Genomic DNA, 323 nt, shown 5'->3' with positions numbered 1-323 from the left:
TCATAATAAAATACCTTTTTATCTTTTATTTTTATACTTTTTTTTATCTCATTCAACCGCTTTTAAAAGCGGACTCTTTTCGATTTTTATTTTTTTAAGGAAAGAATATAATTCACGATCAATTGAGCCTCCTCTTTAGCTATCCCAGGATGCGGAGACATCGGGCTTTCTCCCCACACCCCATATCCTCCCTGTATAATATTATCCGCCAAATAGTCCAAGTAGGATTCTGTAAATTTTGTAGCTAATTCCTTATAAGATGGCCCTATTAATCTACTATCGATAGCATGGCAAGTGAAACAAACGGATGATAGCATGAGCTT

The 323-nt window shown here is 35.0% G+C and carries 1 protein-coding gene; it reads right to left on the bottom strand.

Going from position 1 to position 323, the window contains the following annotated elements:
- Window positions 1–86 precede the first annotated feature (86 nt).
- A partial coding sequence (locus tag GNY06_RS09165; protein ID WP_166519805.1) for a c-type cytochrome occupies window positions 87–323 on the bottom strand: 237 nt, incomplete at its 5' end.

Origin of the sequence: Elizabethkingia argenteiflava (assembly GCF_009904105.1) — a bacterium.
Taxonomy (GTDB): Bacteria; Bacteroidota; Bacteroidia; order Flavobacteriales; family Weeksellaceae; genus Elizabethkingia; species Elizabethkingia argenteiflava.
The sequence above is the reverse complement of the archived record's forward strand: the minus strand, read 5'-3'. Positions and strand labels throughout refer to the sequence as shown.